This is a genomic window from Chitinilyticum piscinae (assembly GCF_015223195.1).
Classification (GTDB): domain Bacteria; phylum Pseudomonadota; class Gammaproteobacteria; order Burkholderiales; family Chitinibacteraceae; genus Chitinilyticum; species Chitinilyticum piscinae.
The window spans coordinates 55486-80674 of sequence record NZ_JADFUA010000014.1; the positions used below are offsets into that span (position 1 = coordinate 55486).

17 protein-coding genes and 3 pseudogenes are annotated in these 25189 nt (G+C 52.4%); 13 read left to right on the forward strand and 7 right to left on the reverse strand.

Annotation, left to right across the window (positions count from 1 at the left end; genetic code table 11):
- Positions 1 to 153: 153 nt before the first annotated feature.
- Genes INR99_RS16145 through INR99_RS16155 form a run of 3 tightly spaced genes read right to left on the reverse strand, consistent with a single transcriptional unit; the run spans position 154 to position 4834 of the window.
- Complete coding sequence (locus INR99_RS16145) at positions 154 to 1485, reverse strand: McrC family protein (RefSeq protein ID WP_194117409.1); 1332 nt, start codon at positions 1483 to 1485, stop codon at positions 154 to 156.
- Entirely contained in the window at positions 1485 to 3881 is a 2397-nt protein-coding gene (locus INR99_RS17570) for an McrB family protein (protein WP_228098379.1), read from the reverse strand. Before INR99_RS17570 ends, INR99_RS16145 begins: the two co-directional genes overlap by 1 nt.
- Positions 3882 to 3940: 59 nt before the next feature.
- The gene (locus INR99_RS16155; protein WP_194117410.1) at positions 3941 to 4834 is read right to left on the reverse strand and encodes a WYL domain-containing protein; all 894 of its coding nucleotides are present in this window, start codon (positions 4832 to 4834) and stop codon (positions 3941 to 3943) included.
- A 559-nt stretch (positions 4835 to 5393) separates the two neighbouring features.
- On the opposite strand from INR99_RS16155, the gene INR99_RS16160 reads away from it, so the two are divergent.
- Genes INR99_RS16160 through INR99_RS16170 form a run of 3 tightly spaced genes read left to right on the forward strand, consistent with a single transcriptional unit; the run spans position 5394 to position 10795 of the window.
- Positions 5394 to 6641, forward strand: a complete 1248-nt coding sequence (locus INR99_RS16160; protein ID WP_194117411.1) for an exonuclease SbcCD subunit D C-terminal domain-containing protein — start codon at positions 5394 to 5396, stop codon at positions 6639 to 6641.
- Complete coding sequence (locus INR99_RS16165; RefSeq protein ID WP_194117412.1) at positions 6638 to 10408, forward strand: AAA family ATPase; 3771 nt, start codon at positions 6638 to 6640, stop codon at positions 10406 to 10408. Before INR99_RS16160 ends, INR99_RS16165 begins: the two co-directional genes overlap by 4 nt.
- 54 nt (positions 10409 to 10462) lie before the next feature.
- Entirely contained in the window at positions 10463 to 10795 is a 333-nt protein-coding gene (locus tag INR99_RS16170) for a hypothetical protein (RefSeq protein ID WP_194117413.1), read from the forward strand.
- 109 nt (positions 10796 to 10904) lie between these two features.
- Here the strand turns inward: INR99_RS16170 and INR99_RS16175 are convergent, their stop codons facing one another.
- Complete coding sequence (locus tag INR99_RS16175) at positions 10905 to 11927, reverse strand: ParB/RepB/Spo0J family partition protein (protein WP_194117414.1); 1023 nt, start codon at positions 11925 to 11927, stop codon at positions 10905 to 10907.
- On the reverse strand, positions 11924 to 13069 hold the full coding sequence (locus INR99_RS16180; protein WP_194117415.1) for a ParA family protein: 1146 nt from the start codon (positions 13067 to 13069) through the stop codon (positions 11924 to 11926). Before INR99_RS16180 ends, INR99_RS16175 begins: the two co-directional genes overlap by 4 nt.
- 221 nt (positions 13070 to 13290) lie before the next feature.
- Here INR99_RS16180 and trfA point away from each other — a divergent pair, with 221 nt between their 5' ends.
- Positions 13291 to 14262 carry a plasmid replication initiator TrfA gene (trfA, locus tag INR99_RS16185; protein WP_194117416.1) on the forward strand — a complete coding sequence of 324 codons (972 nt, stop codon included), beginning with the start codon at positions 13291 to 13293 and terminating at the stop codon, positions 14260 to 14262.
- A 551-nt stretch (positions 14263 to 14813) separates the two neighbouring features.
- On the opposite strand, the gene INR99_RS16190 is transcribed toward trfA, so the two are convergent.
- Positions 14814 to 16025 (reverse strand): RNA-guided endonuclease InsQ/TnpB family protein, encoded by a 1212-nt coding sequence (locus INR99_RS16190; protein ID WP_194117417.1) that lies wholly within the window; start codon positions 16023 to 16025, stop codon positions 14814 to 14816.
- Positions 16026 to 16048: 23 nt separating this feature from the next.
- On the opposite strand from INR99_RS16190, the gene tnpA reads away from it, so the two are divergent.
- The 8 genes and pseudogenes from tnpA (at position 16049) to INR99_RS16230 (ending at position 21431) form a co-directional block, all read left to right on the forward strand.
- Entirely contained in the window at positions 16049 to 16465 is a 417-nt protein-coding gene (gene tnpA, locus INR99_RS16195; protein WP_194117418.1) for an IS200/IS605 family transposase, read from the forward strand.
- Positions 16466 to 17205: 740 nt separating this feature from the next.
- A pseudogene (locus tag INR99_RS16200) lies at positions 17206 to 17496 on the forward strand (transposase); the annotation flags it as partial.
- Between the two features lie 79 nt (positions 17497 to 17575).
- Positions 17576 to 17743: pseudogene (locus INR99_RS17955) on the forward strand (IS3 family transposase); the annotation flags it as partial.
- Between the two features lie 336 nt (positions 17744 to 18079).
- Positions 18080 to 18289 carry a hypothetical protein gene (locus INR99_RS16210; protein ID WP_194117420.1) on the forward strand — a complete coding sequence of 70 codons (210 nt, stop codon included), beginning with the start codon at positions 18080 to 18082 and terminating at the stop codon, positions 18287 to 18289.
- A 109-nt stretch (positions 18290 to 18398) separates the two neighbouring features.
- Positions 18399 to 18668: pseudogene (locus INR99_RS16215) on the forward strand (transposase); the annotation flags it as partial.
- A gap of 191 nt (positions 18669 to 18859) precedes the next feature.
- A complete protein-coding gene (locus INR99_RS16220; protein ID WP_194117421.1) occupies positions 18860 to 19111 on the forward strand; it encodes a hypothetical protein in 252 nt (83 codons plus the stop codon).
- A gap of 352 nt (positions 19112 to 19463) precedes the next feature.
- Complete coding sequence (locus tag INR99_RS17850; RefSeq protein WP_194117422.1) at positions 19464 to 20486, forward strand: helix-turn-helix transcriptional regulator; 1023 nt, start codon at positions 19464 to 19466, stop codon at positions 20484 to 20486.
- A 6-nt stretch (positions 20487 to 20492) separates the two neighbouring features.
- Entirely contained in the window at positions 20493 to 21431 is a 939-nt protein-coding gene (locus INR99_RS16230; protein ID WP_194117423.1) for a 5'-nucleotidase, read from the forward strand.
- A gap of 355 nt (positions 21432 to 21786) precedes the next feature.
- On the opposite strand, the gene INR99_RS16235 is transcribed toward INR99_RS16230, so the two are convergent.
- On the reverse strand, positions 21787 to 23880 hold the full coding sequence (locus INR99_RS16235; protein WP_194117424.1) for an AAA family ATPase: 2094 nt from the start codon (positions 23878 to 23880) through the stop codon (positions 21787 to 21789).
- Positions 23881 to 24131: 251 nt separating this feature from the next.
- Between INR99_RS16235 and INR99_RS16240 the strand changes: the two genes are divergently transcribed.
- Positions 24132 to 25082, forward strand: a complete 951-nt coding sequence (locus tag INR99_RS16240; protein ID WP_194117425.1) for an IS30 family transposase — start codon at positions 24132 to 24134, stop codon at positions 25080 to 25082.
- The last annotated feature ends 107 nt before the right edge of the window (positions 25083 to 25189 follow it).

Genomic DNA, 25189 nt, shown 5'->3' on the forward strand with positions numbered 1-25189 from the left:
AGTGAGAAGCCATGGCGACACCTTATCAGGGGATTAAGCAATACATCGAGCAACAGCAAACGCCACACTAACTAAGCCCCAAAACTGGATTGCTTTGCAATCCGCGCTATCCTTCCCCTCCCTGAAGGACGGGGTTTGCAGCGCATCTGATCATTACGTAACCTCGTCATGCACTTGTTGTGCGCCCTGCTCCAACTGGGTTGCTGAAGCAAATTTAATTGGCCAATCCAGCCCCTCGGGCAGCAGCAACTCATCGCTATCCAGATCAAACGGCAGCACTTGCAAACGCAGCGTATCGCTGAACACGAATGAATGTACCAGTGGATGATCGAATCTGCGCCACTTCGGATAGATCAATGCCATCTCGCCGTGGCCATCTAGATAGCAGTGACCGTAGGCGAACAGCTGGTAGAAATCAGCCTGGCTAAGCCCATATTTCCCCTCGATGTCATCCGAGTACAACCGCTTCCACTTGGTATCCAGCACCAACTTGCCGTTTCCAATCGTGATCAGCAAATCCGGTTTCAGCTGAAACAGGTGCTTGTCACCAAAACGGCACAGCGACTTCCCAGATGCCTGTGTTTTCAGTGTGGCTCCAGTCTTCAGCTGCCCACGCAAGCAACGCGCCACATGGCTTTCAAACAATTTCTCCATCGGGAACAGCATACTGATTCCGCGATAGTGGCCCGCCACCGCCAGCGGCATCTGCCGGTACAGAATCAGCTCGCACCACGGTTTGACCGGAAGGTAATGCGCCATCAGTCGGTCATTCCGCCACTGGCGGAAATCCTGCGCAATATCGCGGCTATCCGGCAATTCATGCAACATGCCGGCCAGCTCATGTGCCAGACGCCAGTTATCGGCATCCTGAGTGGCCTTGCACACCAGCAGCAGTGCGCTTTTCAGCAGGCGATTTTCCGCCCGGTCAGGCACAAACACATCATGGCGAATCTGGAAGAAATGCTGCCGGCCGGGTGGCTGGCGCATCTGCTTCATCACATCCAGCTGACCGCGCAGAAAGCGCTGTTCTTCCTCAACCCGCAAATAATCAAAGCGCATACCGCGCTTGAACAGATGATCCAGTGCCTGCAAGAACTGCCGCATCACCCACTCCGCCAGCGACGTCTTGTACAGGCTAAGGCTCGCTTCCTCAGTTGCTCGCGCCGGCAAATCCAGCGCACTGGCAATCAACTTGCACAGCAACTTGCGCGAAGACAGCCTGCAATCTCCCTCGTCATGGTGCTTAGGCAGGATTTCGATCACCTGACCGCAGGGGCTTTCCAGGATGCCGACATGATTATCCAGCTTCAGCCATTGCCGGCCTTCCAGTTGCAGCAACGTGGCGCCCGTCGAGCGGAAACGACCGGCTAGTTCGCACAGCCAGTCAAACGCAGTCTGGCTGATTTGCGCTTCATCCAGTGAGGGGGCCTGAACCTGGCAGGTCGTTAATCGCGCGTATTCACGCACGACAACATGCATGGCCATTAGTCACCAGCCTCGTCAGTCACATAACCAGTGGCCACTGTGGCCAAAATACCCAGATAAGCTGCCGGATTGGCAAATGCCGCATCGTTCAGAGTCCACTGGGGCGACTGCCGCAACTTGTCGTGCACCTTGGGAAACAAGCTTGGCAGTTTGAGCGCGGAATCCGCGACAATAAACGCCTCGGCTGGGTTCTTGCACTGATCATTCAGCACCCAGCGGATGTGCTCCCAGTCTTCGAAAAAATACTCCTGCAGCAAGGGCAGGATGTCTTGGCGGAAAATCGTGGCCAGCCTTACCAGCGTCGGCTCGGCCTGCAGCGGCATGAAATAGGCATGCCCCAGGGTATGCTCCCGATCCAGCAGCACAGTAATGCGTTGGTTCATTACCTGCAGCATTTTCGCGAGGTCTAGCCCTTCCGCGCCCTCGATAGTGATACCAGCCAGCAACTCGGGGCGCGGCGGCATTTCGCGGAAGGTAAATCGCCGGCGTAAGGCCAGATCCAGCCCCGCCAGCGAACGGTCGGCCGTATTCATCGTGCCGATCAGGTAAACATTGCCGGGCACCGAGAAGCTGTCCTTGGAATACGGCAGCGTAACTTTCAGCTCCTCCGCGGCGCCAGCCCGTTTGGAGGGCTCGATCAGCGTAATCAGCTCACCGAAAATCCGCGAAATATTGCCGCGGTTGATTTCATCGATAATCAGCACATAGGGCTGGGCATGCATGTGCGGCTTTTCAGCTTCAATCATTGCTGGCAAGCCACATTCGGCCTGGAGGTAACGCAACATCCCGTCCACATATGACGGGTTGTACATCCCGCGCTTGGATTCACCGGCGAACAACTTTCTTACATTATCCATACTGGCTACATAGTAAGGATCATCATTCTCCGTGCTTAGCGGGAATACCCTGAATGTTTTTCCCCCATCGTAGGAAACCTCAAACTCTTTTCCACGCACCGTTTTCAGCTTAAGCCGGCCTCCTGACGCTTCGAGTTTTTCCTGTAGATTTTCCACTGCCAGCTCAAAGGCCGAAGTGACCTTACCACCATCTTGGGCGTCACTGCACAAGGATTTGAATACACCGTCTACGACTGCATAGCGAATCTGCCCGTTGGTTTCGTTTGTTTCCGCTCGCATCCCCTCGACAAAATCCTCGTAGCTGAAGCTCTGGTGGAATGTTACGAACCGGATGCGGCCATCACTCACCAGCTTGTCGAAGTGCGCCTTGAGCAGCTTCCGGTCATGGCCGTGCTGCTGCAACAGCGATGGTTCGAGAATTTCCAGTGCTGCATTGACAGTTTGGTAGGTTTTCCCTGTACCGGGCGGGCCATATAGAATTTGATTTAGCGGTTGAGAATCAGGTACGCCAATAGCCTTCTCGTTCATTGAATTTTCCGCTTTATCCATCCGTTCATAATCATCAGGCCAGTACCCTTTACGACTACCGATACCAATTAGTCTTGTCTGATATTGCAGTGCAGATCCAGCCTCTGCCGCTGTATCCTGATTCAACGGCTGCCATGGCGAATTCTCTCCATCATTTAAGCGAATATTGATGCCTTGTTCGGCAGGTTGAAGATACAAAGTCACCGCTGTACCACGATTATGTGGGTGCTCCGTACGCCCAGCACGGATTTCACAGTCCTTCGATATCCACCAGTCATAACCAATGTCATGAATGGCTTTGGCAAGATTGCAGAATGCAGCAGTCTGCCCAGCTTCGTTGAGCCGTTCAGACAAGCCAGTGGCGCTCTCAAAATGCTTGAGAATTTCTGCTTTCCCTTGATCAGCATTTAGGCGATCCCTAGCTCGATTCTGTAGCTGATTGGCAAATGGCAATAGCTCTTGCTCACCCCGGCGCGCCATCCAATATTCATACCATTCTCGAAGCGATTGGTACTGGAGGTCCTCCTGAGCCGCCGCTTGAAGAAATTGCATTTTATAGATTGGCAAAATATGTGGAGAAGACTGGTCTTGATATAGAAATGCAAGCTTCCACTTTAAAAAATGTGGAAATTCAATCTGCTCTATTTTTGTCAGATCGCCAAATCTTGCCGCATTAACAATATCAAGAAGTGCCGCACGTATTGCCTGAAAAGCCTCGTCAGCAGTTTGACCATATTGTGGCAGCCATACATACCCCTGGCCTTCCTGCACACCAGTTTTCAAAGGAAGCGGTTTATCTGGCTCGGCCCGCTGATAGATACCAAACTTGATAGAAGAACCACCTGAGACCGACCCTAAGAGGTCGGTTCGCTGCTCCCACCATCTGCAAAACGAATCCGAATTGCCAACATGGGTATATTCTTGCAGAGTCATTCTGGCTAGGCTCTCGAGTGGCCAGCGTGCCAGAAACGCTATCCATTGTTTTTGTGCTTGCAGGATTGTTTCATTCATGGGTACACCTTACACATGAGGGCATTGCCTTGATGCCACCAGTACGACAATTGGCAGGGTCAGGGACTAACATAACCGGGAGCTAACTTGGCACTTTCAACCCCATATAAAGCGATGCCATTGCGAAGCCATAGACGACAAGCCTCATCCTGTAAGACATGATTTGGCGAACAATCTACAAACCAGCGCCTGAGCATATAACCGGCATTGGCAGCACGAACTTGCACATTTAGTACGCCGTTCGCCATTCCATAATCGAGTTCGGCAATCGCAGCATCATTGTGCGCGGGGTGAGGTACTAACTCTAGTTCGACCACGCGATTCCACTGAATGTCAGCGGTCGGCAGCTCATGCTTCTTGGGATAATCATCAAGCACCTCAGCATTCACAATCCGAGTTATTACTAGATCGATGAAACGCTCGCGTAATCGGTCATACGCACGGATATGCCAGCGTAAGCCGCTATCAACAATTGCGAATGGAGCAATCAATCGTTCTTGTTCACCGCTCGTGGCTGAGTGATAGCGAATCCGTAACAGTTTCTGGGCACGTATCGCACGCGTAACCGCACCCAAAATGGGCAATTGTGGTCGGTTCAATATACTTGGGTATTCGCAAGGCAGCATCGCCTCACCAGAGCCTTCCACACCGTACCCCTCCCCTTGCATTAACGCTCCCATGACTTGTTCAAGACGATGTTCGAACACAGGCGTGAACTGCTTGGTGATGCGGTAGGCTTTACTGGACTGGTGGAGCTCGAGATTTTGTTCTGCCAGTAGTTTGTACTGGCCGATGTCACGGGTAGCCACTGCTGAGGCAATACTGAATCGCGCCATCAAGTCAGCCCGTCGAAACTCGCCCAGAAAATACAGGCAGAACTCCAGATAGGTTAGACGTTCTCGTTGGTTATGGCTTAGCGCCGCTAGCTGTTCTTTGGATGTGGACTGTGTCATTGCGCACCAATGTGATTTTTCTATATAGCATAATGCTACATTATCGATCCCAAGTAATCATCATTTTGATGATTAACTTACACAAATACTGCACTGTTTCCTGCTGGTACTTCGCAGCCGAGTCCGTTCCAGGCGAGAAAACAACGTGATGCGCTTAATCGGCAAAGGAAATTTCCTGTGCAGCATCAAATTCACTGAAAAGGTCACTGACGCACAACCCCTTGAATGACGCATCTACATAATGGCGAAACTGTGGAGCCTGGATCGTTTCATAGGTCAGATCTTTGAAAACCTTAACCGGTAGCAAATAACTCTCTGTTCTTGCTCATGCCCCCTCCTCAGTCACTCAGTCACTCTTCAGATCGCAGCCACCGACATAGTGGTCAGCAAGATCATTGTTTCGGCTTGAAAGAGGCGCAAAGTGCGATGCGCCGCGATCTCACAAAGCGAGCACGAATAAGTGCCAACTCAATATAGCATCATATCCATCCATTGTAATAATCATTTTGATGATGTAAATTTCAAAATCACTTTTCCAGCATCGCCAAAGGATCAAGACATGCGACTACTGCATACCTCCGACTGGCACCTCGGCCAGACCTTCCATAGCTATGAACGTAGTGCTGAACATGCACATTTTCTTGGGTGGCTACTCCAACAGCTCATCGAGCAGGAACCAGATGTACTTGTAATTGCCGGGGACATTTTTGATACCGCGAATCCATCAGCAGCGGCCCAGCAGCAGTTCTATCGATTTATCAGTGCTGCACTGAAACAGCAACCAGATATCAACATCATCATTACGGCAGGTAATCACGATTCCGCACATCGTCTTGAAGCCCCATCCCCCATCCTTCGCGAGCTTGGTGTCACGCTGATTGGCACAGTTCCACGTAACGAGGACGGCCTCGTCGACGTCAGACGATTGGTCATTCCCCTTGGAAACAAGAATTCCAACCCAACCGGCTGGTGTGTGGCACTCCCATTTTTGCGGCCAGGGGATCTGCCTCGGCATCCGGAAATGGCGGATCACTATCAAGATGGAGTGGCTGCTCTCTATGAAGCGACATTACAGCATGCCGTGGCACTACGCGGGGAATCCCAACTTCCGATTATCGGCATCGGACATTTACATCTAGTTGGCGGCGAAGTATCCGAGCTCTCGGAGAGACGATTGATCGTAGGTGGAAATGAGGCTTTATCTGCAAACATCTTTGGCGATGCATTCAGTTATGTCGCGCTCGGTCACTTACACAAGGCACAACAAGTTGGTCACCCCCATATCCGTTACTGCGGCAGCCCCTTACCCATGTCATTCAGCGAAATCGACTATACCCATCAGGTTGTACTGGTTGATTTTGAGGGCTGTGCAGTAACGAACATCATGCCCCTGATTATCCCGCGATCCGTTCCCTTGCTTCGCCTGCCGAAACAACGAGCCGACATTAATGACGTGCTGGCGATGCTTACCAGCCTTGAATTACCAGAAGCCTCCTTTGACGAACAACCCTACCTGGAAGTACGGGTTGCCCTCCGGCAACCAGAACCGGACTTGCGCCGACGGATTGAGGAGGCCTTAACCGGCAAACCCGTTCGACTAGTCCGCATTGATGCACAAATCGTTCGTGAACATAGTAATGAGCAACCGTTGCACGCACACGGGCTCAATGACATGCAACAGATTCAGCCGCTTGAGGTATTCCGGAATATCTACGAAACCACCTATGGAACGCCTCCCAAGGAAACATTAATCCATGCATTTGCTGAACTGGCTAGTAGGGCGCAACATGAGGAGATTTCGGCATGAGAATTCTGGCGATCCGCGGTAAAAACCTCGCTTCACTGGCGGGTGAATTTGCCATCGACTTCACCAGTGAACCTTTGATGAGTACAGGCCTCTTTGCCATCAGCGGTCCTACCGGTGCAGGAAAAAGCACGCTCCTGGATGCGATGTGTCTTGCATTATTCAATAACACACCACGACTCAAGCAAGCCCAGCAACTGGCAGGCCGCAGCAGCGTACTCAAAGATGTCGGCGAAGAAACAATCAGTCAACATCAGAGCGGAAATCTACTACGCCGTCATTGCAGCGAGGCATGGGCGGAAGTGGACTTCCTGGCAAATGACCAGCAGCGTTATCGTGCTCATTGGGGTATAACGCGGGCACGTGGCCGCATCACAGGTCGGCTGCAGAATGCACAGATGAGTTTGGCAATCATCGAGGAGATAAACAACCCCGACACCGGCAAACCGGATACACGCCAAATCCTCACAACTCAACTGAGCGATACGCTCCAGACCATCGAGAAGCTTCTTGGACTGACATTCGAGCAGTTCACTCGCTCGGTGCTTCTGGCGCAAAATGAATTCAGCGCCTTCCTCAAGGCCAAGGATGACGATCGTGCCAATTTGCTTGAAGCATTAACCGGCACAGAAATCTACAGCCGCATCTCCGTGCTCGCTTTTCAGCGCAATAAGGAAGAAGCAGACAGACTTGAAAAACTACAGTTGCAACTGACACTGGGACAACCCATGTCAGTAGAAGATCGTGCATTGCTCGACCAGCAACATGCCAACGCCAAGGACAGCCTCACACAGCATCAGCAAGCACAAGCGCAGGCAGACCTAGTCGTTCAATGGTTTTCCAACCTGAACAAACTGGAAACAGAACGCCAGCAGATCCAGCATCAACTCTCTGCCGCGCAGCAGCAGCAAGCCAATGCGGTCAGTCGCAGGGCTCGTCTGGAACAATTATGTTTGGCAACCCAAGCACAACACTTGCTGAACCTGCACGATGTACTTGCACAGCAAGTCCAGACCAATAGTCGTGATTGCGAGCAAGTCACGCAAATGCTACACGCACAACAGGAAGCGCTATTCGCGGCACAAGCATCGGAAGACGCTGCTCGCCTTAGTCAGGAGCAAGCGCAACGGATCGAAACAAAGCTCCAGCCAGACCTGCAAGCCGCGCGAGCACTGGATCAGCAAATCGAACACACTGAACCACTGGTAGCAAAAGCACGACAACTTGCTGCGGAAATCAGACTGGCATGGACCAGCTCATCCGATGCCAAGAACAGGTTGGCAAACGAAGTGGAAACATTGCAGGCACGCAGCAACGAATTGCATGCCTGGTTAGCGGCTCACCAGCACTGGTCTGAACTAGCTAATGACTGGCCAAGATGGCAAGCCGTATTACAAGAAGCCACTCAGACTCGGCAGGAACAGACACAGCTCCAAATCGCAATAACTTCTGATCAGCAGACACTCCCGGAGATCCAAAAACAACTCACAACGGTAATCGAGCAAGTTGCAGTTCATCAGACGCTGCGCCAACAACATGAGACGTCTCTACAGCAGCTCAGACAAATGCAGACTGGCAACCCATCCGATTTGCTCCAACAACAGGCGAATCTTCAACAACAACTGGAATCAGCCAGCCAGGCATTGAGTATCTGGAACAGTTGGAGAACTGATCAGGCAGAGTACCTTCGTGTTCAGCAGCAGATGTGCGACGTCCAGTCGCTCATCAACGTCTACAACAAGGATGCCGAATCGTTAGAACAGCAAGTCACAGAACAAGAACAACGCTACCAGGCAGATGCGAGGATACTGGACCAGACGCGACTTGCCTGCAGTGTTAATGTCACTCAGCTTCGAAGCGAACTGCAAAGCGACTGCCCTTGCCCGGTTTGCGGTAGCACCAACCATCCCTATCGGGATGAATCGACAGGTTTGGAGCGTGTACTGACACTCGCCGAAGCACAGCTGCAGGTACACACAGATAGCATTAAAGTACTGCAAGCCAAACAGCGAGAAGCGGCAGGCAATCTAGCCCGTAGTCAGCAGCAAGCTGATCAACTTTCTCAAACGGCCACTACACTCTCAATACGGATCCAGTCTCACGAACAAGAATGGCTCAGGGCTGCAGAGGCCTGGCACGCGATTCCCGAATCTAGCTGTGCAGCAGCTATTCAAAACACCATTGATCTGTTGCAGCAAGACTGTTCTCGACTGCAAGAGCAGCTCAATGAAACGCTACGGCTCCAAAATCAAATCGATAAGCTACAGCAAGAAGCCGACAAAGCCAGGCAAGCATACGACTTGGCAACACAGTCACAGCAGCAACTTCAACAAACCCTCGATAACCGCCTGCAAAGCATCGCGCATCAAAATGAACTGTTACTTCGTCTGGAGACACAGTGTAAAAAGCTGTTGAATCAGCTTGATGAATGCTTCACAACGGCAATCGCTCCTGACTGGCAGACACGATGGTTGACGGCACCAGCCGACCTCCTCACTACTGCCGAAGAGTATGTAACTCACTTTCAGCAGCATCTGAAGGAACTGGGAGAAAAGGAACAGCTGCGGCAAGGGAAACTGCCTGAACTTAGTGCATTACAGGCAACAGTACAAAGCCAGCTGATCCAGGTACAGAGCAGCCAACAAGAACATGAAAAGCTGCAATCAGTGCTAGCCCAACTGCAGAAAGAACGAGCAACTCTGTTGAACGGGGATGCAGTTGATACAGTAACAGCCCGCTTAAGCCAAGAAACACTCAGGACAATGCACGCCTACCAGCAGGCGCAGCGACTCAGCCAAACCCTCCGTGAAGAAGTAAACGGGCTGAATAGCAAACTACACACCCTGCAAGAGCAAGCCGGAAAGCTGCAAAACCAGCTCCTTGACGCCTATGGCAAACTAGCAGCATGGCTAAATCAACATGGCCAGCCGGCTGGCATTGCGGATGTAGCAACACTCCAGGATTTAGTGGCCAGCAAAGATATGGAACTCACGGCTCTCCAGACCGAACTTGAAGCAATCGATCAGGCCGTTCGTGACCAGCAAACCCTATTCGACAACGTACAGAAACGTCATGCCGAACATCTGCAACTGCAACCGGCGTCAGGAAGTCAGCAGGCATGGGAACAGCAGCAGGAACAAACACGTATCGCCTGTGAAGCTGCACATGCCCAGTTAGCGCGTTTTGAACAATTGCGTGAAGCGGATGACAGAAAAAAGCTGGAAGCCGCGGCAATGCAGGATGCCATTGATCAACAAATCAGCGAATCTGAACGGTGGCGACAACTGAATGAACTCATCGGCTCGAGCGATGGCAGGAAATTTCGCAATCTGGCTCAGCAATTAACCATGGATATCCTGCTGGCGCATGCAAACCAGCATATGACTATTCTAAATCGTCGCTATCGGTTGGAGCGCATCCCCAATAATCTATCCTTGCAGGTCATTGATCAGGACATGGGCGATGAAAATCGGACCGTATTCTCGCTGTCTGGCGGTGAGTCATTTCTGGTGTCTCTGGCGCTAGCTCTCGGCCTGGCCTCCCTGGCGGCAGAACGCATGGAGGTCGAATCGCTCTTCATTGACGAGGGCTTTGGCAGTCTCGATGCCGACACTCTTCAAGTAGCAATGAGCGCGCTTGATGCTTTGCAAGCGCAAGGTCGTAAAGTCGGCGTCATCACACATGTCCAAGAAATGACCGAGCGTATCGAAGTTCAGATACGTGTCGAGCGCGGCCCGCATGGCGCAAGTGCGGTCAGTATCATCCCGTAATCTGCGTATCTTACTTTTGCTCAATCACGCAATGAGCAGCACGAGGAGAAAATCATGAGTGGTTGGTGGTTTACGGTTTCGCTTGGGTCTGCGCCTGTGGATTCAATGGAAGGGAAGAAGGCACCCGTGCTTGCCAGCTGGGAAGATGGACTAGACATTGCATGGCTTAGCAAGCTTGTTGAAACAGGTCGTGCGATACGACTACCGGACGACAAAAGTCATCTTCGCGAAGTGTACAGCGCAAAAGCCAACTGTGTTTTACCGATACTCTCGGAACTGCACGAAAGGGTGACGTTTCAAGCCAGCATCCGCCAGTTCAATAAGGACCTCATCGATACTTGTGCGGCAGATCAAACACTAACCATTGAGCTTTGGGACATGGGCTAATCTCAAAGGGGGTGTCATTTAAAACAAAAGCGGATGGAAAACCATCCGCTTTTGTTTTAAGCGCTTAAAACCTTACGAACCTGCGTAAGTATTTAAGCGCTTAAAGTGCTTAATGCTCCGGAGCCAACTCTTCAAGAAAGCGCGCCAACTTGTCACGCACATCTTCAGAAACGCCGATCAGACTGATATCTATCCTGCCCACTGACTTCTCTTTGGCTTTTACATGGAGGCCATTCTCACCACGACCATCATACTGATATCCCTGGTAACGGGTCGCCGCCGCGCGGTGGGCCGATATCATCTTGGTCTTTTCGGCTTTCACTGCACGCTGCGACAATTTGCGATCCATCACTGCCATGGCCAGCTCGATTGCCTTATCGCTACCGAGCTGATTCTGCATGTTGCGGATCTCACCGAGAGTAGGTGCGGAAAATACACTTGGGCATGCCTTGGCAAAACTCCGGACTTCTTCAGGAACCTGCCAGAACGACATCACCAGGCTGATCAGTGTGTCACTGACGCCAAGTGCGGCTGCCAGGTCGGTCGCATCCTTGTAGACGTTTTCATCAAGAACACGCCGCCAACCAATGGCACGATCCACATCGTTATGTCCCTTGCGCTGCTCATTGGCGACAAATGCCAGTTCATAGAGGTCCTTCGGTAGCAGACCAAGACGAACGATCGCACGGATCGTTGGCATCCGGGTTCCCGGATTTTGAGTGGCCTCCAGCTTGGCACTATGACGTAATGCACGAAGACGGGTTTCACCATCAATCACGACGTACTGTGCGGCCGCGCTGATTTCGTCGCCACGCAGCTTGATCAGCTCACGGAGTTCATCCGTCAGTTGCGTCACCAAGATCGGCGAAAGCTGGCCATTGTGATCCAGCGATTCCGCCATCTCGATGATGTTCTGCTGATACTCGGACGAGTCGTAGGTATGACGCGAGTTATAGGGATTGGAAATCAGCGTGTCGATACGCAGATCCAACACAGCCTCATCACCGATTTCAGTTGCGACTTCCGTCCCATTGCGCGGAGATGCGGCCTGGCCAGGTTTTGCTCCAAACGGAACCAGATCCGGATTCGGCGTTACTGCTGCACCAGGTGCAGAGAACATTGAGCCTTTCATTCGTCAGCCTCCTCATCGACCGGATCCGGATCAACGCCGAACATGCCGACGGTGCGCAAGATCTGCCGGGTAAGTTGATGAATCGCCAGCGAAGCGGGGCGGTTCGGTTCAGAAAGAATAACTGGGCGAGCAATGCCACCACTGATCTGGCGCGCCACACTGACATTGGCTGGAATCACTGCCTTGGCCAGGTAATCACCAAACCCAAGTTGCATGGCCTCTAGGTTCTGCCGGCTGTGCGTCTGTGACTTGTTGTAGTTGTTCGCAACAAATAGCACTTGGCGATCAACGCCCAGCCAGTCCTTAAGCTCCATGATTTCTGTGCGGAGTAGTTTCAAGGCCTTTTGGCTCATGCCATCCATCGACATGGGAGCTACCACCAGATCACATGCCACTAGTGCATTGAGGTTCAGAAATGAGGACCCCGGTGCGGTGTCGAGAAAAATGATGTCGTAATTGGCCTTGATGTATTCGCGATTACGCTCGAGAAATTTCTCCAGCAAGTGTTCACGATGGGCTACGGCAACAACTTTGGGATCAAAATGAGCGACCAGCTGATCTGCAGGCATCAGATGCAGCACAGCCTCATTGGACATGGAATAGACACAGTCCTTGAGTGGGTGACCTTCCAGCACACCAGAGACCACGGTGCGTACATCACTTTCAGAATCGACACCAAACAGTTCAGTGGTAGAGGCTTGCGGATCAAGATCGATCACCAGCACTCGATAACCACGCATCGCCGTGGCAATCGCCATGTTGGTAGAAATTGTACTTTTGCCGACCCCCCCCTTGGACATACGGATAGCCACAAGAGGGACGTGTTTGTCCGAATCCTGCCATGCAGCAAAGCCATCAATGAGGGCTCGCTTCAGTGTTCTCACATCATCAGGGGTGTAGTCCGCTCTGGCGCTGCGAACACTTTCAGAATCCCGGCCAGTAAGCTGTCGGATCTTGTAGTAGTCCATTTTTGGAACACCAGCCAGTTCAACAGCGACTGCAGAACGGAATGCAATTTTCTCCACAATGCACTCTCCAATAATCGAAGAAATTTCACGATTATTGTAACGCTTGCGTTGTAGTTTACATAGGGGAATAATAAAAAAAACTTGTAAATCAGCAACTACAAGCAAGTTCTTCACTCAGTAGCTAACCCGTTCTGAATGTAGATCAGCACCGTTGTGGATGTTGTTTTACCGTTGTGGTTGTTGTGAATGCCCGTTGTGATTGTAGACAATGTACCGTTATCAATGAGTAATGGACGCTGTCAAACCGTTGAAAACATTAAGCAATTCACAGCAATCCACAAGCGCTACTCTTGCTTTTACTCTTTCTTTACTCAAAAACAGAGCGCACGACGCCCATGGAAGACCCGAAAAAGTTGCCTAAAGCCCCCTTGGCGGCGCTGCAAGACAGAGCAGAACAAGCAAAAGCCAGAATGGCATTACGTCCAATGTCACAACAGATGGATCTGTTCTGGGGTGAGTCTGCACGACCAATGGCAAGTGCTTTGACCAAAAGCGCTTTGTTTGGCACTTCACGCCCACCTAGCTTCACAGGTGAACTTGATCGGTTGGGGCAACCCATGTTGCCAGCCATGCCGTTCATGAAAAACCAAGAAATTTTCAGTACTGACGACATTATCCTCTACTACACCGGAGAGGAACTCACCCAGGATGACCTGACACTATGGATGCAGATTGTCTTCCTGTCACGTGATCGTCCGATGGATGATCTTACCCAGCGTACACGTCCATATCGCTTGTTGAAGGATCTGGATTGGGGAGATAGCAAACCAGCCTACTTTCGCCTGAAATCATCGATTACACGTCTACGGAACGCTACACTACGTATCCAGCAAAGATATCGTGGTGAAAAAGTAGTCGACGTCAACGACGTCAACTTTCTCGATCACCTGCGTTACATCGATGATGAGTCAGGAAACTCAACAGGCGAGATCGAGTTTCGTGCTGACCGTCGTATCTTGGAAATCTTCAGACCGGAGTTGACCAGCGTACATAACTGGACAACGCGCCAAGCGATCCAGAAAACACGCAATCGACTTGCACAGTGGACTCATAGTTTCTATTCGAACCACAGTGGCAAACCTTACCCGATGCTGCTTCCTACGTTGATGTCACTTTCCAAGACGAAAACAAAAGATGTGTATCGCTTCAAACAGCAACTTGAAGTAGCCCTGGAAGTATTAGTAAAGGTGGGTTTCCTGCTAGATTGGCACATCGAAGGCACAGGAGTTAAGGCCAAGCTTCATGTGACACTGAAGAAGCAAAACAAAGCTGCACTTTCACAAGCCGATGAAACACACCCGTTGTGAATGGTGGAAGTTGAACCGTTGCTAGTATCTAGGGGCATACCAGATGACACCATTCACAACGGGTGGATGATCTCACTATGCTTGGAGAGCAGACCTACATTGATCACGCTCTCGTGTGTTCCTACCCTTGCTGGGGCCATTGACTTCAACATTCATAACGGGTCATTGCATCCCTCTCACAAGCCCGTTGTGAATGTTGAAATACAGAAGTTCTGCCATAACAAACCAGTAGCAGTTTCAACGGGTCACCATTCATAACGGTAAAAAAGCAACTTATATCCTCCCCGATTACCTTGATACCTCAAGAGCCTCACACTGGCCACATGGATCGCTGAAAGCCTCGTTGAAGTCGCAAAAATCGATCTGCCAGCAGCCTGTTCATCGGATGAAACTCTACGATGTAAGACAATCCAATGTTGTTGACTACACCGACTGCAAGTCGAAAATCGTCGTCTCAAAGCAGAGCTATAGCGGGTTTTGACATCCTCCCCTCCCTCTCGCCTATGGCTCGCCGCTCTTAAGAGCAGGAAGAAAGGGGATTCCTACTGCGTTCAGGCTTGCGCCTGACTCACTTCGGCGGGTTCCTGCTTCATCGAGCGGCCTGACTGCGCCAACTCTCCACAGGCTAACCGGGCATGTCCTGCCCTTAATACGTTGATCGCGCCGACCACATCGGCGTTTTCCTCGAAGCCGCACGCGACACACTCGAATCGGGCTTGCGTCTGCCGGTTCTCCGCCGACACATGCCCGCAAGCCGGACACGTCCGACTGGTATTGCGCGGCGGCACAGCGATAAGGTGGCCGCCGTTCCATGTCAGCTTGTAATCGAGCTGGCGGCGAAACTCGAACCATCCTTGATCGAGAACGGCTTTGTTCAAACCAGACTTGGCGCGAACATTTCTGCCCGGATGCTCGGCTGTACCTGCCGCTGACTTGGACATATTCCGAACCTGCAAATCTTCGATACACACTATCGCGTGGTTTTGGCTGATCGTGGTCGTGGCTTTGTGCAGGTAGTCGCGGCGGGCGTTGCCGATACGGGCGTGAATCTTCTGGATTCTGGCCTTCGCCTTCTTCCAGTTGTTGCTGAATTTCGTTTTGCGGCTCATTGCACGCTGCGCGTGACGCAGCGCGGTTTCGTGACGCTTGAAGCTGTGCAGTGGTGCGAGGAATGAGCCGTTTGACAGCGTGGCGAAACGGGCAATACCCATGTCGATGCCGACTATGCCGCCCTTCGGCATGATGGGTTCAACTTCGCGCTGTGTCTGAATGGACACAAACCACTTGCCGCTCGACTGGCTGACGGTTGCATTGCGCACTTCACCCAGCACATCGCGGCTGTGCCGATAGCGCAGCCAGCCCAGCTTGGGCAGGAAGATGCGCCCGTTGGCCTGATCGAGTTTGATTTGCTTCGCGTCGGGATAACGGAAGCTGTCGCCTTGGCCTTTCTTTTTGAAACGAGGAAAGGCTGCCCGCTTGGCGAAGAAGTTCTTGTAGGCTTTTTCCAAATCCTTGAGCGCGTGCTGCAGCGGGTGAACCGGTGCATCTTTGAGCCAAGGCGTTTCAGAGCCGTTGCGCCATGCGGTCAGGTTCTTGGCCATTGCGACATAGCCAATGAACTTGTTGCCGGCCTCGTGATTTTCCTTCTGCAACGCCAGCGCCTTGTTGAACGCGAAACGGCACGCGCCGGCATAGCGGCGCATATTGCGTTGCTGCTCGCCGGTTGGCTGTAACTCGTATTTGAAGGCTTGAAGTCGTTGCATGACGGCCAGTATATTCTTGGCCTATGAGCGAAGAAAGCGATATTCGACACGGCAGACACTGTGTTTTTAGGATGCATGTTCACTTGGTCTTTGTGACCAAGTATCGGCGCGACGTATTCACCAAAGAGATTCTGGACGATCTGCGCCCGATCTTTGCTGGCGTATGCGCTGATTTCGAGGCCGAGCTGGTCGAATTCGATGGCGAGGACGACCATGTGCATTTGCTGGTGAACTACCCGCCCAAGGTGGCGGTATCGACATTGGTGAACAGCTTGAAAGGGGTGTCGAGCCGGATGATTCGTCGGAAGAACTATCCGGCTATTCGGAAGAAGTTGTGGGGCGGCGCGTTATGGTCGCCCTCGTATTTTGCAGGCAGTTGCGGTGGAGCACCGACTGAAGTGATTCGACAATACATCGAGCAGCAGCAAACGCCGCACTAAACCCCCAAACAGGATTACTGCGCAATCCGCGCTATCCTTCCCCGCCCTGAAGGACGGGGTTTGCCGCGCACCTGATCAAGGGGCGCGCCATCCTAAAAATGACCATTGCATATTTTGCCAAGGTGGTGTCTAGATAAGGTTTACCCTCATCCGGGCCCATGAACTGCACTTCTGCGTTTACTGCAGTAGGAATCCCCTTCCTTTCCGCTCTTTAGAGCGGCGAGCCATAGGGGAGAAGGGGGGGAGGGTGTCAATAGTGCACTGTGAGCCAACATTCATAACGGGTAATACATCGATCCCAGATACCCGTTATGAATAGTGAAGCATGGAAGCTATGGGGATAAAACTGCCAACATTTCCGACGGTCCACCATTCATAACGGTAATAAAGCAGAGTGAGCCGTTATCGATGTCGAGTAGAAACGGTGTGAGACGCGTATGGTCTGCCTCGTTGAAGAAAAGATGCTTACCAGTTACCTCAAGACAACGCGGCTGCGTACGGCTGCATGTGAATGCAATCAAGTCGACGTGTCAACATTCATAACGGTAGTTGGTACGATGCTGTTGCCGTATTACCTGAGTTGGAGTTTTACGTGCCTGCACCTTGAGTGTTATATCAACTAAGACGATTGCCACTCACGTCATCCTGTTGTGGGTTGTCCAACAGTTAGAGCATCCTGAGGTTGACCGCGAATTTCGGATGCCAAGCGTAGCCAGATAAACTGGCATACGGAGGTATCGATGTACAAAATCCCGAAGCAGAGCTACACCACCGAGTTCAAGCAAGAGGCGGTCCGCCTAGTCGAAGCCGAAGGCAAATCCCCCGCTCAGGTCGCCCGCGAGCTGGGCATTTCCGAGCAGACACTCAGCAACTGGCGCAAAGCCAGCAAGGCGGGAAGACTGGCCGCCGGAACTGGCAAGGCCATTACGCCCGAGCAGATGGAGTTATCCCGGCTGCGCGCGGAGAACGCCCGGCTGAAGATGGAGCTCGAAATCCTGGAAAAAGCCACGGCGTACTTCGCGAAGCGGTCGCAGTGAAGTACGCCTGGATTCGTGACCAGCGCGAGCACTACCCACTGGCGTCACTCTGCCGCCTGCTCGACGTCAGTACGAGCGGGTATTCCACCGGCGCTACGCGACGCGGGCGGCAGCCAAGGCAGACCTCTTTGATTACATCGAGGTGTTTTACAATCGCAAGCGCCGGCATTCGTCGCTGAATTACGAATCGCCGGCAACCCATTACGCAGCCTGGCTGGAGCGAGAAAAGCTGGCCGCATAACCGCTACCTTGGTAGCCGGAAAGCGCGGGTAAGCTCAGGCGGGTAGGCGCCACATAGGGACCAGTCCGTCCTGAAGCCGCAGAGCAGCGGCATAAACCTGGAAATGGGTGAAGAAGAGGCTCGAAATTATCGTGTTTCGAGCTTTGACGGGAAAGAGCGCTTGCAGCTGTAAGACTACAGGAAGCCATCACTTCTGAGTGATGCCTTTTTCAACAGCCTGCAAAAACGTTTAAAATAAAAATATATTTTTTAAAACGGCGGTTTGCGCCGTAGGAAAAACAGCAGACGGCTAAACCCGCTTCGCGGAGCGGTCAGACCTTCCCAGGAGAAATGGCAATGGCAGACCTACCGAAGCAGCCGGACGAAGTTTCTCTAGAGCACTGGCTTACCGTGGTAAAGGCCGTGACAACTGAGGAATGGGGCTGGATGTACGTCTACGCACTCAACGAGGAATACCGGAGCAAAGGCCAGCGCCCACCAGATTGCATGCTGGAGCTTGAGGACTCAATCCGGCATGGCGAACTGCGGTACATCGCGCCCACCTAAAAAGCCAGATCGGGCGGGCAAAGAACGCCCGCCACGACCCCGACAAAGGCCTCACCTTCGGGCAAACCCTCAATGCGACCAGCGGGGCGCGTCTGGCGAGAACAGCGTGCGGAAGTGGTCACGGCTAACGCCGTTCTTCGATTATCCGCCGGAAATCCGCAGGGTGATTTTCACCACCAATGCCATCGAATCGCTAAACATAGGGCTGCGCAAGCTGACGAAGAACCGCGGCTCATTCCCGAGCGACGACGCCTTGTTGAAACTGTTCTACCTGGCACGGCGGAACATCAGCAAGAAATGGACGATGCTGATCCCGGACTGGAAAGCGGCGCTGATGCGCTTTACCATCCAGTTCGAAGATCGGCTGCCTCATCCGTAAACGACATGCCGTTTACACAAAATTCGGACACTCTCATCTCAACTACCGTTATGAATGTTGAACTCGGTTCAAAGCGGCTTCATGGCGATGAAATTTTCCGCACATTGCATTCCTAAACACAACGAAGCTTGTCTGCGGCTGCTGGACAGTTAAACAGTCAGTTGCGTAAGTCCAAGCTTGGGCTTTAGAACATGGAACAGTCACAGAAGGCAATCATGCATATGAAATCAGAAACACGTGAATTGCTACTCACTCTGATGCATCCGCAGCATGCAGACATTCTTTCACTTGTGACAGCTGATGAAGAGTTTGGTCCACAGCTCGCCTTGGGACATATTCAACTCATGCGGGAAAAAGGTGAAGAAATCACCGCAGAACTTTTGGCCTTAGAACATAAGTACGGTACAGCTGATGTGTTTACAGGTTTTCCGCGAGAGTCATGATTGCACGAAGATCCGCGGTGGCGAAACGTAAAGTTTGTAGTGGGACAAGCATCTTCGTCTCTCAGTTGCGGAACAACATTCATAACGGTAGTTGTGCATTTGAAAGCTGTTTGGATCCACAGTGTTTCACCATTCACAACGGTAACTGTTGATCCAGTGCGTTGCACACATCGCCCTTCAGGGCGGAGAAGGTGAATTGCCTCTGCTTTACCTCTAGCACCACACTGTGCTTGCTTCTCTACGTGCTCGACGGCAGTATTGCTGACAGTTGGACATTAAATGCCTCGTTCCGAGGTAATGATTCCTCGCTGGCATACCATGATGCTGACTAGACATCTTGAGGAGGTCAAACGTGCCTAAAAATTCAACTACAGACATTGCAGAACGGCGTCAGGCGTTACTGGACTTTTTGCCTGCTGAAGATAGTGGTGTACCTGGCCATAATTCGGAAAATTTGAAGGCTTGGACAAAGACACGTGAACCCAATGTCAGTATCAAGACAATACAGCGTGATCTGCTGGCATTGCTGGCGGAGCATCGGGTGGTTTGTGAAGAGGTGAATGGCCAAAAACGTTGGTTACGTACGTCAGGTGGGCGTACCTACCAGCCAATGAGTCGCCATGAAGCGTTTCTGCATGCACTAGTCAACCAGCGATTGAAGCATCTTTTGCCGGCCAGCCTGTTTCAAGCGCTGCAGCCGGCCATGCTACAAGCTGAAAACACATTGGCGCGACCGGATTTGCAGCGAGAACGATCTTGGTTTGACAAGGTGCAGTCTGCACCGGGCTTGTTGCCGCCTCCGGTCATCGAGTCGAAGTTGATGCAAACAATTATCAGCGCCCTGCTGAATGAACACTGGTTGTTGGCTTGCTATAAGAAGCGAGATCAGCAGGTGCAGGATGCCAAGCGTCTGATGCCGCTGGGCATCGCCGAGGTGGAGAACATCTATTACTTGGTTGCGCGCTACGACGGTTACGATGACAACCGCCATCTGCGGATTGATCGTTTTATTTCGGCAGAAGAGGAGGATGAACCGTTCATCTATCCTCACGATTTCAGTTTAAAGAGCTACCTAGCCAGTGGTGCCTTCCGCTACTTGCACGGTGAACCAATTGTTCTGAAGCTGCAGATGGGACGCTACACCAGTCAGCACTTGATTGATCAGCCATTGTCAGATGACATGGATATCCAACCCTATGGCGAGGAAGAATGCATGGTCACAGCAACTGTGAGCGACGACGGCCGGCTGTTCTGGTGGTTGCTGGCGATGGGTGAGAATGTGATCGTCCTTGAGCCCGCTTCTTTGCGAAACCGGATGATCAACATGCTGCAATCTATCCAGGACAAATACCTTCTAACCAGACAGTTGGCGTGAAGCAATATGCCCTATGAACTCGATAATCGCTTGGTGATCGGTGTAGCATCCAGCGCAGTATTCGACCTGAGCGAATCCGATACGGTATTTCGCCGCCAAGGCGAAGAGGAATACCGGAAATTCCAGCAGCAACACATCGATGTACCGCTGCCCAAGGGCATTACTTTTTCCTTCATCAAGCGCTTGCTGTCACTCAACGATCTGTCGCCTGATGACCCCTTTGTCGAAGTGGTGCTGTTGTCGCGCAACGACCCGGACACCGGCATGCGGGTAATGCGCAGTATCGGGCATTATGGACTCACGATTAGCCGTGCCATTTTCATGCAGGGCAAGTCGCCCTATGACTACATCCCTGCGTTGAACATTGTACTGTTTCTCTCCGGGAACAAACCCGATGTGGATGTGGCTATCCGTCTTGGCCATCCCGCCGGCCTAGTTCTGGAGTCGAAAGCGGAAGATGACGAAAACGACCCTACATTACGCATTGCCTTCGACTTTGATGGCGTTCTGGCGGGTGATGAATCGGAAACCGTCTATCAGGCTGCGGGGCTAGAGGCATTCCACGAGCACGAGGTTCGCAATGTCATGCAGCCCCATAATCCTGGTCCGTTAAAGGAACTGCTTGTGCGTATTGCCCGAATCCAGACTGCTGAAGAGCGGCATAAGCAGCAAAACCCCGAGTATGAAAACCGAATCCGTGTCTCCATCGTCACTGCTCGCAGTGCTCCTTCGCACGAGCGGGCGCTGCAAACCCTGAAAAGCTGGGGTGTGATGGCCAATGATGCTTTCTTCCTCGGTGGAATCGATAAAAGTCGAGTACTTGGAATTCTAAAGCCACATATATTTTTCGATGATCAAGCTGGGCATTTAAAGGCGGCAAGGGAAGTTGTGCCATCGGTACACATTCCGTTTGGTGTAGCCAATCGAACAAGTTTTCATATTTAAAATCATGACAACTACTCCCCCTAATTGGTTATGCCAATACAAGGCGAGTTTCGCAGGTCAACACCAAAACATCTTAGCTCGCTGCATCGGACAGTTCCTGCCCGTAACCCGTTAACAGGCTGTGGAAAAACCAGTAGTGTCAGCGCCAAGTCAGTGTGTCCGGTTGAGATAATCCCGTCATCCTCTTGCAGAGCTTCTCTTCATGCGGGGCGATGACATTATTCAAGGCGCGATGTTCAGTTACGTGGATCTCAACAGCCTGTTAGAGGTGCGCGATAACCTTGGTGTTTATTACAGATATCCGTTGTCGGTTAGGCAGTTTTGTTATCTTCAGCGTTGAATTTGAGATGAGGTTCTAACTGAGGAACCCCATCTTCATCGGCGCTTCCACCTTGTGCCGGCACTCCTTTTCCAACGCGCTAACAAGTTCAGTTGCAAGCTGGAATGGGTTAAAGCGTGACTGGCGAAATACGGCAGCGAAATCGCCAGGGGTTAATGTACGAAGCATGCCAAGGCGCTGCAAATCGTGCTCCGATGGTTCGGACAGTCCCAGAGAATTACAGTAGCGCAGCAACAATTCTTGTGACTGTTTAGCGTCCAGATAATCGAAACGCACCTTCAGATCGAAGCGGCGCATCGCCGCGTGATCCAGATCGCCCATCAGGTTGGTCGATGCAATCAGAATCCCACGGTAGCGCTCGATTTGCGTCAGCATCTCATTGACTTGGGTAATTTCCCAGCTGCGCTGAGCTTGCTGTCGATTCTGAAGAAAACTATCCACCTCATCGATAAGTAGTACCGCGTTTTCTTCTTCAGCTTCATTGAAGCTGCACGCAATATTCTGTTCGGTACCTCCGACATACATTGAGAGCAGATCCGACGCACGTTTCACAAGCAGAGGGCGCTCAAGTTGCTCTGCAAGCCAACGGCCAAAGGCGGTTTTACCTGTGCCCGGAGGTCCAAACAAGCACAGACGGGCAGATGGCGACAGTTTGAGTCGTTCGGCAATCGCAGCAAGATCCGCATCGGCACGAATAAAGCGTGGATCATATTCTGGCGGTGCGGTTTCCCTGTTGACGTCCGGCAGAGGCACTCGGTATTGGGCTTTCAGTGCGCTGCGTAGCAACGTTTCGAGCGCTTGGCCAGGAGGCATGGCGTCGGGCTGCTCTGCAATCGTGGCTACCACATTAGCTGTCCGCATCAAGGTCGCGGGACTGAGATCACTGGACTCAGCGAGGCGGCCAATTGCAACATCGTCTAACCACAGACCTGCTTGGCGCGTAATGAGCTCTCTGCGATAGGCCTTGGGAGGGGCGTCCAGTTCGATGATCATATCGAATCTGCGCAAAAAAGCCGCATCCAGCCCCTGGATCCGGTTGGATACCCAGAACGTCGGGAGGCGGTTTTCTTCAAGCATGCGGTTCATCCATGCCTTATGAGATTGAGCAATGCTGTGTTCTTGTTGCCGGTCATTGAAAACATCTTCCACCTCATCAAAGAGGAGGAGGGTGCCGTGTTGTGTAAAGAACCCCTGTGCGCTGCGGTAGGCTCGCAAGCGTGACTCGCCATTGATGGGATCGCCTTCATCGTCATCACTGCTGATTTCGTAGAGCGCAACACCAAGATGGCAGGCAATTGCACGAACCAACTCACTTTTCCCTGTGCCAGGCCGGCCATGCAAAAAGATATTCACCCCCTGCCGATGTTGAGAAATGACTTGTCGCAGATAGGGGAGTAGCAGCGACAGCTCTTTATTCAGATAGGGATAATCAGCAAGTGTGAGTTTGGGTTGCGGTGATGGATTGACCATCCCGCGCAGCAGGTCGATCAGTTGAACATCTGGGATCTGCGCTTGATCGGCAAAAGCTCTGGATAGCAGGTCGAGTTTTCCCCTCAACATCGTCATGTTGTTTTGGTCGATGCTGACAAGGCCTGTGCGGGCCAATTTGCTATCGCGACGCAAGGCTTGTGTGACAGCTTTATGCGGCTGCTGCAGGATTGCTGCAACCGCTGAAACCAGTTTATTGCTGCTCAGGACACCGATTGTGTCGCCAGCATCATCCAGTGTTTCTTCGGTATGAAGGAGCACCGTGAATGCCAGAATCCAGCGTTCAGTATCATTCAGACCCGCAAGGCTACTAAGCATGTCCAAATTTTGTTGGAATGCGGCAGGCAGAATATCCGGGCTTGTTCTGACTTCTTCTTCAGCCTGCGCGTGGACATTCCGCAGGGCGAGCAGAGCTTCACTCCGCTTGTATTCCACTCCGACAGCCGTTTCGGCGGGATAACGAAATCCGATGCGTGCAGCAAGTCGGGTTTGACGAACACTCTCTTGCCCAAGAAACAGCAAATGGCCATCCAGAAGGATGAGCATCCTCAGAGACCAGAGGCGCACAAGTGGGTGGGCTGGGCTCACACCCTCGGATTCTTCATCGTAGAAGTGCGGCATGAGTATTCCTCCATCGGTTCGTCAACGTAATGATGAAGGCTTTTACGGACGTTTAATGTCCATCGCTAAGGGCCAACGGACTACCGGATTTTGCGCCTAGTGCTCCAGCCATAGCCGTTTAACTTGAGCGCAGCGAATCGGCTTGGCGGGGCGGATTCAACGAGTAAGTGCAACAGACTGAAATCGCCATAAAGGGCGGGAAATGGCGTACATTCCCGCGCTCTTATGACCGGCAAGTCAGGAGCACCGTAATGTCTTATCGCCATTTCACCGCCGCCGAACGATACCAGATTCAGGCCTTCATTCGCAGTGGACTCAATAATGCCGACATTGCCCGGCAGCTCGGCAAACCCGACGCCAGCAACCTCTCGCGCGAGATTCGCCGCAATGGCGGGCGTGACCGCTACGACGCCGAGCGTGCTGAGCAACGCTATCGTCGGCATCTGCAGGATAAGGGCCGCCCGCGCCAGCGCTGGCATCAGGTATTCGATGAAGCCGCTGTCCCGTTGCTGGAAGAAGGCTGGAGCCCCGAACAGATCAGCGGCGTGTTTCGGGACAGTGAATGCAGCGTCAGCCATGAATGGCTCTATCAGCGCATTGCCGACGACAAGCGCCGGGATGGTCAGCTCTACCGCTTGTTGCGCTGCCAGAAGCAGCGGCGCAAACGCTATGGTTCACCCGAACGGCGCGGGCAACTCAAGGATCGGCGCAGCATCAGCGAACGGCCGGCCGAAGTGGCAACCCGCGAGGAACTCGGGCACTGGGAAGCGGACACCATGATTGGGGCCGGCCAGCAAGGGGCTCTGGTCACCTTGGTTGAGCGCAAAACCGGGCTGACCCGGATAGCCCACGTTCCAAGCAAAGAGGCGGCCGGCGTCACCAAAGCCATCTGCCGCATGCTTGCGCCGCTGAAGGACCAAGTGAAGAGCATCACCTTCGACAATGGCAAGGAATTCGCCGGCCACGCGACGATCTCCCGCCGGTTGAAGGCGGATTGCTACTTCGCCGATCCGTACTCATCGTGGCAGCGCGGGAGCAACGAAAACACCAACGGCTTGATCCGGCAATACTTCCCGAAGAAAACCAGCTTCGCCACAGTCAAGCCACGCCAGATTGCCGAGGTGGAAAGGAAGCTGAATAATCGACCCAGGAAACGGCTCGGTTTCAAGTCGCCGAACTACGTGTCTGGTCTCGGATCATAATTTACCCATCCGCAGTTGGCGACTCTATCTGGCACGTTCGGTTTTGGGTACGCTCTGCATGTCGATCTCCAGGTCAGGCCAATGAATCTCCGTTTGCACGGGCGCGC

Coding starts and splice junctions, on each gene's coding strand:
- INR99_RS16145 (WP_194117409.1), bottom strand. CDS start 1,485: ATGGCCATGCATGTTGTCGTGCGTGAATACGCGCGATTAACGACCTGC.
- INR99_RS17570 (WP_228098379.1), bottom strand. CDS start 3,881: ATGAATGAAACAATCCTGCAAGCACAAAAACAATGGATAGCGTTTCTG.
- INR99_RS16155 (WP_194117410.1), bottom strand. CDS start 4,834: ATGACACAGTCCACATCCAAAGAACAGCTAGCGGCGCTAAGCCATAAC.
- INR99_RS16160 (WP_194117411.1), top strand. CDS start 5,394: ATGCGACTACTGCATACCTCCGACTGGCACCTCGGCCAGACCTTCCAT.
- INR99_RS16165 (WP_194117412.1), top strand. CDS start 6,638: ATGAGAATTCTGGCGATCCGCGGTAAAAACCTCGCTTCACTGGCGGGT.
- INR99_RS16170 (WP_194117413.1), top strand. CDS start 10,463: ATGAGTGGTTGGTGGTTTACGGTTTCGCTTGGGTCTGCGCCTGTGGAT.
- INR99_RS16175 (WP_194117414.1), bottom strand. CDS start 11,927: ATGAAAGGCTCAATGTTCTCTGCACCTGGTGCAGCAGTAACGCCGAAT.
- trfA (WP_194117416.1), top strand. CDS start 13,291: ATGGAAGACCCGAAAAAGTTGCCTAAAGCCCCCTTGGCGGCGCTGCAA.
- INR99_RS16190 (WP_194117417.1), bottom strand. CDS start 16,025: ATGCAACGACTTCAAGCCTTCAAATACGAGTTACAGCCAACCGGCGAG.
- tnpA (WP_194117418.1), top strand. CDS start 16,049: ATGAGCGAAGAAAGCGATATTCGACACGGCAGACACTGTGTTTTTAGG.
- INR99_RS16210 (WP_194117420.1), top strand. CDS start 18,080: ATGGCAGACCTACCGAAGCAGCCGGACGAAGTTTCTCTAGAGCACTGG.
- INR99_RS16220 (WP_194117421.1), top strand. CDS start 18,860: ATGGAACAGTCACAGAAGGCAATCATGCATATGAAATCAGAAACACGT.
- INR99_RS16230 (WP_194117423.1), top strand. CDS start 20,493: ATGCCCTATGAACTCGATAATCGCTTGGTGATCGGTGTAGCATCCAGC.
- INR99_RS16235 (WP_194117424.1), bottom strand. CDS start 23,880: ATGCCGCACTTCTACGATGAAGAATCCGAGGGTGTGAGCCCAGCCCAC.
- INR99_RS16240 (WP_194117425.1), top strand. CDS start 24,132: ATGTCTTATCGCCATTTCACCGCCGCCGAACGATACCAGATTCAGGCC.